This is a genomic window from Gemmatimonadaceae bacterium (assembly GCA_035533015.1).
GTDB lineage: Bacteria > Gemmatimonadota > Gemmatimonadetes > Gemmatimonadales > Gemmatimonadaceae > JAGWRI01.
On sequence record DATLUQ010000041.1, the window covers coordinates 1 to 8,952 of the forward strand.

The 8,952-nt window shown below is 68.1% G+C and carries 9 protein-coding genes and 1 tRNA gene; 3 read left to right on the forward strand and 7 right to left on the reverse strand.

Annotated features, from left to right (window positions below; genetic code table 11):
* Positions 1–817: helix-turn-helix domain-containing protein (locus VNF92_07895; GenBank protein HVA57797.1), on the forward strand; the 817-nt coding region annotated here is incomplete at its 5' end.
* 112 nt (positions 818–929) lie between these two features.
* On the opposite strand, the gene VNF92_07900 is transcribed toward VNF92_07895, so the two are convergent.
* The 3 genes from VNF92_07900 to VNF92_07910 form a co-directional block, all read right to left on the reverse strand.
* Positions 930–1,003: transfer RNA gene (locus tag VNF92_07900), tRNA-Pro, on the reverse strand.
* 147 nt (positions 1,004–1,150) lie between these two features.
* On the reverse strand, positions 1,151–1,402 hold the full coding sequence (locus VNF92_07905; protein ID HVA57798.1) for a hypothetical protein: 252 nt from the start codon (positions 1,400–1,402) through the stop codon (positions 1,151–1,153).
* Between the two features lie 102 nt (positions 1,403–1,504).
* Positions 1,505–2,008 carry a GNAT family N-acetyltransferase gene (locus VNF92_07910; GenBank protein HVA57799.1) on the reverse strand — a complete coding sequence of 168 codons (504 nt, stop codon included), beginning with the start codon at positions 2,006–2,008 and terminating at the stop codon, positions 1,505–1,507.
* A 160-nt stretch (positions 2,009–2,168) separates the two neighbouring features.
* Here VNF92_07910 and VNF92_07915 point away from each other — a divergent pair, with 160 nt between their 5' ends.
* Positions 2,169–3,689 carry a PLP-dependent aminotransferase family protein gene (locus tag VNF92_07915; GenBank protein ID HVA57800.1) on the forward strand — a complete coding sequence of 507 codons (1,521 nt, stop codon included), beginning with the start codon at positions 2,169–2,171 and terminating at the stop codon, positions 3,687–3,689.
* Between the two features lie 89 nt (positions 3,690–3,778).
* Here the strand turns inward: VNF92_07915 and VNF92_07920 are convergent, their stop codons facing one another.
* Positions 3,779–4,297 (reverse strand): plastocyanin/azurin family copper-binding protein, encoded by a 519-nt coding sequence (locus VNF92_07920; GenBank protein ID HVA57801.1) that lies wholly within the window; start codon positions 4,295–4,297, stop codon positions 3,779–3,781.
* 227 nt (positions 4,298–4,524) lie between these two features.
* Here VNF92_07920 and VNF92_07925 point away from each other — a divergent pair, with 227 nt between their 5' ends.
* Positions 4,525–6,300, forward strand: a complete 1,776-nt coding sequence (locus VNF92_07925) for a chloride channel protein (protein HVA57802.1) — start codon at positions 4,525–4,527, stop codon at positions 6,298–6,300.
* Positions 6,301–6,333: 33 nt separating this feature from the next.
* Here the strand turns inward: VNF92_07925 and hemQ are convergent, their stop codons facing one another.
* From hemQ to VNF92_07940, 3 genes are all read right to left on the reverse strand, one after another.
* Complete coding sequence (gene hemQ, locus VNF92_07930) at positions 6,334–7,176, reverse strand: hydrogen peroxide-dependent heme synthase (GenBank protein HVA57803.1); 843 nt, start codon at positions 7,174–7,176, stop codon at positions 6,334–6,336.
* Between the two features lie 68 nt (positions 7,177–7,244).
* Positions 7,245–8,507, reverse strand: a complete 1,263-nt coding sequence (locus VNF92_07935) for an aminotransferase class I/II-fold pyridoxal phosphate-dependent enzyme (protein HVA57804.1) — start codon at positions 8,505–8,507, stop codon at positions 7,245–7,247.
* A 144-nt stretch (positions 8,508–8,651) separates the two neighbouring features.
* The coding region (locus VNF92_07940; protein HVA57805.1) for an FkbM family methyltransferase at positions 8,652–8,952 on the reverse strand (301 nt) is incomplete at its 5' end.

The following is an 8,952-nucleotide window of genomic DNA, read 5'->3' on the forward strand; positions in this document are numbered from 1 at the left end:
CGCGAGCTTCGCAACGCCGAAGGAAGAGGTTGAGGCAGAACTGCGGGCGAAGAGTGTCGCAGAGCATGGCGACGAAGCGAAGGAGCCCCGAACTCCAAGAAGGCCTGTCTCACGAAAGGGAGAATCGTCTGCGGCACCCATCTCCACTCCACCGGCCGAGCGTCTTCCGGGCCGTGGCGGACCCCAGCACAAGTACCTCCAATCGCTCGTACGCAAACTGGCCGAAGATCGCGGATTCAAGGTAGCCATAGAGAAGCGGGTTCTCGATGGGCACGGGCACATTGACGTCTATCTCGAACGGGACGAACTCTCAATTGGCTGCGAGATTTCGGTCAGTACCGGAGCCGAGCACGAGGCCCAGAATCTCTCGAAGTGCTTGTCCGCGGGATTCAGCCACGCAGTTCTCGTGAGTCAAGATGACCGGACTCTCTCAGATGCCCGCGAGCTATTGGGCCAGGTGGATGAAAAGCGCGTTCGGTTCCTCTCGCCGGACGACTTCATTGCCTTTCTGGACGAGTTCGAGACGCCCAAGCCCGCCAAGGAGGCGGACCGTTCGATAAGGTCGCAAAAGGGCAACCAGGAGCCTCCAGCCGACGCCGGGGTGACCCAACGCCTCTTCATCGCCGAAGATGCGGCCACGTATCTCGGACTTGCTGTTCAGACCCTCGCCAAGCTTCGCTGGAGCGGAGACTCGCCACCGTACTGCAAAGTGGGCCGGCGAGTGCTCTATGATCGCGAGGAGATGGATGCCTGGATCAGTGACCGGAAAAGGCGGTCAACGTCCGACATCCCGCGAGAAAGGAAGCCGGAGAAATAAAGAGCTCGACCTTTCTCCGCGTGATTACTACGTGATTACCAAAAACAAAACGCCCCGCATTCCAATTGCGGGGCGTTCGTCGTAACTCTATTGCTGCAACCAACTTACAAAATCGGGACGGCGGGATTCGAACCCGCGACCCCCTGAACCCCATTCAGGTGCGCTACCGGACTGCGCTACGTCCCGTTGTGGTGCCGAGTGCCCTTGTGCGGCCCTCCCCTTGGACCGCCACCCGGCTCCTGCGGCAGAACGCGAAACCTAACCCCCGCGTCCCGCCGCTTCAACTCCGACGTTGCACAGGTTCGACCCCCGCGCCCCAAAAAAGGTTTCCGATCACATCACGGTCGTCTGCCGCCGCCCGATCCCGAACACCTTCTTCACCAACCAGAACACCAGCAACACCGGCAGCACCACCACCAGCGCCAGCTTGAGCAGGCCCACCGCCAGCCCGAAGATCGTCGCCACGAGCACGAATGCCACGAGCGCGATCACGGCCATGATCAGAAACGGCAGGCCGAACAGGAACAACACGCCGAGCACGACGGCGCCGACGAATCCGACGATTGCAGTGACGAGCGTGAACATCGGTCGAGCCTCATGGTGAGTAGGCACCCTTCCCTACGGGACGCCGGCCCCCGGCGTTTCACCTCGGCCGGTCTCGCCCGCGAGCGCGCACCCGACAAGCCGTCACCCGGAAAACACCGGCTCCTCGCGCCGCACGAGATCCTGCCCGTAGCGGCAGAACTGCTCGTCCCGACAGAACCCCGCCGATTCGTACACGCGCTGCGCCGCGTGGTTGTCGCGCGCGGTGAGCAGCTCGAGATGGGTGGCCGACGTCCCCACGGCCATGGTCCGCGCCGCCGAAATGAGCAGGTGCGCCACTCCGCGCCGCCGCGCATCGGGCGCGGTGTAGAGATCGTTCAACACCCACATGCGCGAGAGCCGCAGCGAGGAAAAGGTCGGGTACAGCTGCACGAACCCCACGGTGCTGGCATTGGCGCCCGTCCCCTCGATGGCCACGAAAATCACCGATTCCTTGCGCGCCAGACGCTCCGACAGGAACTCCCGCACTCGGTCCCGATCGTGCTCGCGGCGGTAGAAGGCAAGATACGGCACGAACAGGTCGGTCAGCGCGTCGAGATGGGCGCGCGTTGCCCGGAGAACGCGAATGCCACGGTCGCGTGACGCCATAGATCGCGGTGCCAGAGGGATGCTCAAACGGGAGCGTCGCGGTCGTTCGACCGGACCCCGCAGATAATAACGCGGGGGAATAGAAAAGTGGTGTGGCAAAACTGGCAGAAACATGCATTATGCACATACCACTCGCCGCCATCTCCCACGACCACTCGCCATGCCACCGCCTGCCGTTGGCCTTCCCCAGCTCCTGCTTCCACTGCCCGCCGGGCCCAGCCATCCATACCACGCGCACATCTTCGACGGCATCCGCGACGCCATCCTCCGCGGGCTGCTCGCGCCCGGCGCGCGGCTCCCCTCCACCCGACAGCTCGCCCCGCGGCTCGGCGTGGCCCGCAGCACGGTGGTACTCGCCTACCGGAATCTCGCCGCCGAGGGCTACGTCACCGGCACACACGGCTCGGGAAGCTTCGTCTCGCGCGCCCTCCCAGATTCACCTGCTGCCGCTACGCGCCCCGCCAAGCGGGCCGTGTCCGACCGCGCCGAGCACTATTCCGCCGCCGAGCTTGGCGTCACGACCTCGCGCCGGTCCCCCGTGCCCTTCCGCGTTGGCGAGCCTGCGGTGGACGCCTTTCCCGTGCACATCTGGCGCCGGCTCTACCACCGCCGATGGCGCGTGACCCCGCGCGCACTCATGCGCTACGGCGACCCCGCGGGCTTCCGCCCGCTGCGCCAGGAAATCGTCGACCACCTCGGCGCGGCCCGCGGCGTGCACGCCACCCTCGACCAGGTGATCCTCGTGCGCGGCACGCAGCAGGCCCTCGACCTCGCGGTGCGCGTGCTCGTGGACCCCGGAAACCAGGTGTGGCTGGAGGACCCGGGCTACCTCAGCACCCGAGCCGTGCTCACCGCCGCCGGCGCCCGCGTGGTGCCCGTGCCGGTGGACGGCGACGGCCTGGTCGTGCACGAGGGCGAACGCCGCGCCCCCAACGCCCGCATGGCCTTCGTTTCCCCGTCGCACCAATATCCCCTCGGCGTCACCATGTCGCTCGCCCGGCGACTCGAGCTGCTCGCCTGGGCGCGCCGGGTGGGCGCGTGGGTGCTCGAAGACGATTTCGACAGCGAACTCCGCTACACGCACGCCCCGCACCTCGCGCTCCAGGGCCTCGACTCCGACGCGCGCGTGATCTACGTGGGCACGTTCAGCAAGACGCTCTTTCCCGCCCTGCGCCTCGGATACCTGGTGGTGCCGCGCGACCTGACGCGCGCCTTCCTCAAGGCGCGGACCCTTTCCGACTATCTGTCGCCCACGGTGGAACAGGCGGTGGTCGCCGACTTCCTGGGTGAAGGACACTTCGCCCGCCACCTGCAGCGCATGCGCACGCTGTACGCGGCTCGGCAGGAAGCGCTCGTCCTAGCGGCGGAGCGCGAGTTGGCGGGGCTCCTGCGCATCGATCGGGGGGCCACTGGCCTGCACGTCGTGGGTTGGTTGCGCGACGGAGTGAGCGACCGTGCCGCGTTCGAGGCGGCGCAGGGCGTGGGCATCGAAACGCCGCCGCTGTCGCGGTATTGCCTGGAGGCCACGCCTCCGCCCGGGCTGCTGTTCGGCTATTCCGCGATCACCGAACGCACGATCGCGGCCGCCGTACGCCGGCTGCGCCCCGCCCTGCAAGACGTCACCGCCCGCGCGCGACCGGCCCCCACCCCGTCAGCGGCTTTGCGCCGAGCGGCTCGGTGAACGCACCGCGCCCCGCCACCGGAATCCCGATGGCGGGGCGCGTCGTTTGACTGAGAGCGGCCAGCTCCGAACTGAGCGCCGCCCTTTCCCTACTTCTCGACCGTCAGCTTCGCCACCATGCCCAGCGCGAGGTGGGGCGTGCAGTAATACTTGTATACGCCCGCCGGCACGCCGGCAAACGACACCGTGTAGCTGGAGTTCGGGTTGATCGAGTACGGGGCCTGCAGCGGCGCCACGCTGTTCGGCATGTTCGCCGCGAGCTGCGAGGCGGCGCCCGACGGGATGCTGTCGGCCCAGAAGGTCACGTCGTGTGGGCCGCCGGAGACCATGATGAACTTCACGGCGTCGCCCACGTGGATCGTCAGATCCTTGGGATCGAAGCGATACCCCTGCGCATCGCCCATCATCTTCACTTCCCACGTCTTGCCGGTGGCCGCCATGTAGGTGGCCGAACTCGTCGGCGCCGCGGCCGGAGCCGCCGCCGGTGTCGCGGCCGGAGCCGCCGCCGTGCTCTCGGCAGCCGGGGCCTTCTCGCCACCGCCGCCACAACCCACTATCGCCAGAGACAGCGCGGCCGCGGCCACGCCCACTCCATACCGAACGTTCATCACGAATCCTCCACAGGTGATAAAGAGGCCAGATGGCCCCACTCGCACGTTAGCCGACCAAAACAAATAGATTGGATGGGTCAGCGATACATCCAACCCTTGAATCTAGCTCCCGGAATTCTTCCGCCGGGCGCCCGCATCGAGCCGTGCCACCACCAGCCCAACCGGTCACACACGACCCAAAATCTAGCGCGTCCGCCACCGCGCGGAAGCTCTTGGGCCAGGGCGTGGCCACGGGCACCGCCGCGTGGGACGAATTCGTCTCGTGGTTCAACGCCCGGGAATTCAGCGAGAACTCCGTCCTACTGGGATTCGCCGTCGCGATCGGCATCCTGACGGCACTCGGAGTCGTGGCGTTCTACCGGGCGATCGACGGCGCGTACGTCCTGTTCTATGCCTGGCCGGCCCGGTACATCCCCCCGATTTCGGTGCAGACGTACCGTCCGGCCGTCACGGCGGTCGGATTCGCGGCGGCATACTGGATCATGCACCGGGTGGGCCAGGACTACGACGGAATGAACGTGCCCGACGTGCACCTGGCGATCGTCAAGCGCGGGGGGTTCGTCCCCTCGCGGCCGGCACTGGCCCGCACGGCGGCCAGCGCGGTCACGCTCGGGTGCGGCGGATCGGCCGGCGCCGAGGGACCCGTGGTGGTGCTCGGCGCCGCCATCGGGTCGTGGCTGGGCAGGCGGTTCCGCTTCGAGCCGGCCCGCGTGCGGCTGCTCGTGGGGTGCGCCACGGGAGCGGCCATCAGCGCCGCGTTCAATGCGCCGCTGGCGGGTGCCTTCTTCGCGCTGGAAGAAACGCTCGGCACGTTCTCGGGGGCCTCGTTCGCGCCGGTGGTGGTCTCCAGTGTGACGGCCGCTGTGCTATCGCGCTCCATGCTGGGCAATCACCCGGCCTTCCCCGTCCCGCATCAGTATGGCTACGGGCGGGTGAGCGAGGTGGTGCTGTTCTTCCCGCTGCTCGGCGTGATCGTGGGGCTCACGGCCGTGCTGTTCATCCGCACGTATTTCGGGGTGAGTGATCGGGTGGCCAAGCTGCGGCTGGCGCCGGGCACGATCGCGGTGATCGGCGGGCTGCTCGTGGGGCTGCTGGTGTCGTTGTCTGGCGGCAGGCTGGCCGGGTTCGGCCATCTTGCCATGCGCGTGAGCGTGTTCGGACAGCTCGCGTGGTACGCGCTGGCGGCGCTCGCCGTGGGCAAGTTGATCACGACGTCCCTCACGCTCGGCAGTGGGGGGTCGGGAGGCGTGTTCACGCCGTCGTTGTACATCGGCGTGGCCACCGGGGGCGCGGTGGGCAGCGCGCTCGCCGCGGTCTGGCCGGGCGGGGGGCTGCACCCGGAGGCGTACGCGATCGTCGGCATGGGCGCGATGATCGCGGCCGCCACCGACGCGCCGATCACCGGCATCCTGCTGGTATTCGAGATGACTGATGACTACGCGATCATGCTGCCGCTGATGCTCACGGTGGTGATCGCGCACGTCGTGGCGCGCCGGCTGGAACCCGACTCGCTGTACAGCGGTTGGCTGCGGCGGCGCGGCGAGACGCTGGCGCACGGGGCCGACCGCGACATGCTGGCCGGGCTCCGCGTGGCCGACGCGTACGACCGCAATGCAATCGTGCTCGCGGAGGACGCGCCGGTGCACGATTTCGTCAGACAACTCGGCAGCAGCGACCAGACGTATTTCCCGGTCGTGGACGAGGACGGCCGCCTGGTCGGCGTCGTGGCGATGGCGGACCTGGGGGAGGTGGCCGCGAATTCGAAGGACCTCGCCGAGTTGATCGTGGCCGCCGACGTGGCGCGCCCCACCGAGACCGTCACGCCAGAAGATTCGCTGCTCGATGCCGTGCGCAAGATGGGCGTGCGCGGCGCAGGGGCGGTGCCCGTCGTGCACGGTCAGGACGGACGCTATCTCGGGCTCATCAACCAGAGCCACGTCCTGGGCCTCTACGAGCGCGCGGCCACCGAAGCCAGGCTGCAGGAGAACGTGGCGCTGTAGTCACCGGTCCGCACGGCACCCCGCGGCCCGGGATCAGCCGGTGGCCGACAGCAGCTCACGGGTCCATTCGGCCGGCGCGGCGATCCGGCCCACGTAGAAGTTGCCGAATTCGGCGTACTTCGCGCTCGCCTCGTCGAACCGCATCTCGCTCACGATCTTCTTGAATTCCAGCGGGTCGGCGGCGAACAGCGTCACCGCCCACTCCCACACGTCGAGCCCGATCGAGCCGCTGATGACCTGGACCACGCGGCCGGCGTACTTCCGGCCGGTGAGCCCGTGCCACTTCATTAACTCGCTGCGCTCGTCGATCGGCAGCGCGTACCAGTTCTGTCCGGCCTCGCGCTTCTTGTTCATCGGGTACACGCACACGTAGGGCATGCCCTCACCCGGACGCGGCGGGTACAACCGCTTCTGCACGTGGTCGGAGGCCAGTTCGGCGTCGACGCGCCGCTGCAGTTCGGCCCGGTATTTCTCGTCGCCCACCTTGCCGCCGCGCTCCGCCGCTTCTCGCGCCAACTGCGCCGTCGCGTAGTACAACCCGGCCTCGGCCACACTGAGAAAGTACTCCACGGGCACCAGGAAATCGCTCAGCCGCGCGCGCGCCAGCCGCCTCTGCGCCGCACCCAGCGCGTCGAGCGTCGGCCTGAAGTGCATGACCATGAGGTCGGCTTTCGACCCGACCAGCGAAACGAGCGTGCTCCACCCTTCGCTGCCATCGCCGCCGCTCACCTCGGCCATCGCGGCGGCGAATTCGCGGGCCACAGCCTCCCGGTCCGCGCTCGGCAGCGCGCGCAGCGCGGCCCGATTCACCGCGAACGCCTGCTGCAGCTGGTACCACCCCTCGAGCGTCTCGGGTGCCAATGCCGGTGTCGTCATGGTTCCAAGATCGCCCCGCGGGGCAGCGAAGCAAAGGGCATCGCCGACCGGCCGGGCTGTTTACGGTCTTAGTGGAGCGCTGCGAGCGACGCCCGAAGGCGGGGCATCAGCTCGCGCACGTCGCGCGGCGATACGGCTCCCACCGAGAGCCGGAACCACCCCGTATCCTCGCGCGTGCCGAACGCCTGGAACGGCACCGCCGCCAGCCCCGCCGATTGCAGCAGATAGAGGCGCACCGCCTCGTTGGTGTCCAGCCTCTCACCGTCGGGCGTACGCTTGCCATGCAGACCGAATCGGGCGCTCAGATAGATGGCGCCCTGCGGCGTCGTGCTCTCCACGGCAAAACCATCGCGCGCGAGTTGCTGTAGGCCCTCGGCCAACAGCGAAAGCCGCTCCTGCAGGTCGTGGAGCATTCCTGCCCGGTAGGTGCGGATGTCGTCCTCGGCGCAGAGCAGCTCGCCGGTGGCCATCTGCTCGGGGCGCGGCGCCCACGCGCCGATGTGCGTGAGCAGGTCGGACATGCTGCGGATCACGTCGCTGGGCCCGACGCCCCAACCCACGCGCAGTCCGGTGGCGGCGAACGCCTTCGAGATGCCGTCCACGAACACCGTGTAGGCGGCCATCTCGGGACGCAGCGTCACCGGATTCACGTGCCGGGCCCCGCCGAACGTCAACATCCAATAGATGTGGTCATAGAGCAGGTACAGCGGGCGGTCGCCCGCCCCTCGCCGCGCGTTCTCGCGCAGCACGAGATCGCAGATGTCGCCCAGCTGCTCCGCCGTGAACATCGTGCCCGTAGGGTTCGACGGCGAGTTGAGCGACAGCAGCGACGCGCCGCGCACCGCCTGCTCCAGCATCGCGGCGGTGGGCATGAAGTTGGTGTCGGCGCCGCAGGGGATCTCGATGGCCTTGGCCCCGACCAGACCCGCGTAGTGGTTGTTGTTCCAGCTCGGCACGGGGTACACCACGCGCTCGCCGGGATTCACCAGCGTCTGGAACGCCGCGTGGATCACGGGACGCCCGCCCGACGTGATCACGATCCCGTCCACGGGATAATCCAGCCCCAGTCCGCGCTTGTAGTAGGCCGCGACGGCCTTGCGCAGCTCCAGCACGCCATTGGACGGCGGATAGTTGGTCTGCCCCTGGGCCACATAATTGGCCACCCCGCGCGCCAGTCGCTCGGGCACCCGGAACTCCGAGGGAGAGAAGTCACCCACGGTCAGATTGCAGATCGGCTTTCCCTGCGCGATCAACTCGCGCACCTGAGCGGCAATCTTGAGAATCTCGGATCCGACGAGCCCCTGCGCGAGACGAGACAGACGTACACTCATCGAGATCCGCCCTCCATGGCGTTGGCCCGGGCCCGCCGCCTCATCGTGCGCGCGTCAGCCAGGAGTTGTTGGTCGTCGAACGGCACGCGCTGCCTTGCTCGGAAAATGCGTCAATCCGGCGCGCGATGGAAGCGGGCGCCGCGGTCAGATCTGGAGTCCGCTCACTTCCTCTGCGGGACGGGCCATGCACCGGATCACCGCCGCGGCCGAATTGTACACACCGCGGGCCGTGAGGCGGCCGCCGGCGGTGGTGTGGAACGTGTACCCATGGCGCTCGAGCCCGGCCACTAGGTCCCGAGCGCGCACGCCGCGCGCGTCGAGCAGATCGAGGTGGATTTCGAGCAGCAGGATGGGAGGATGCCCCGCGAGCAGACGCTCGGCCCCGGCCAACGCACGGTCCTCGAAGCCCTCGATGTCGATCTTCACCACGGAGGGGCTCACGCCC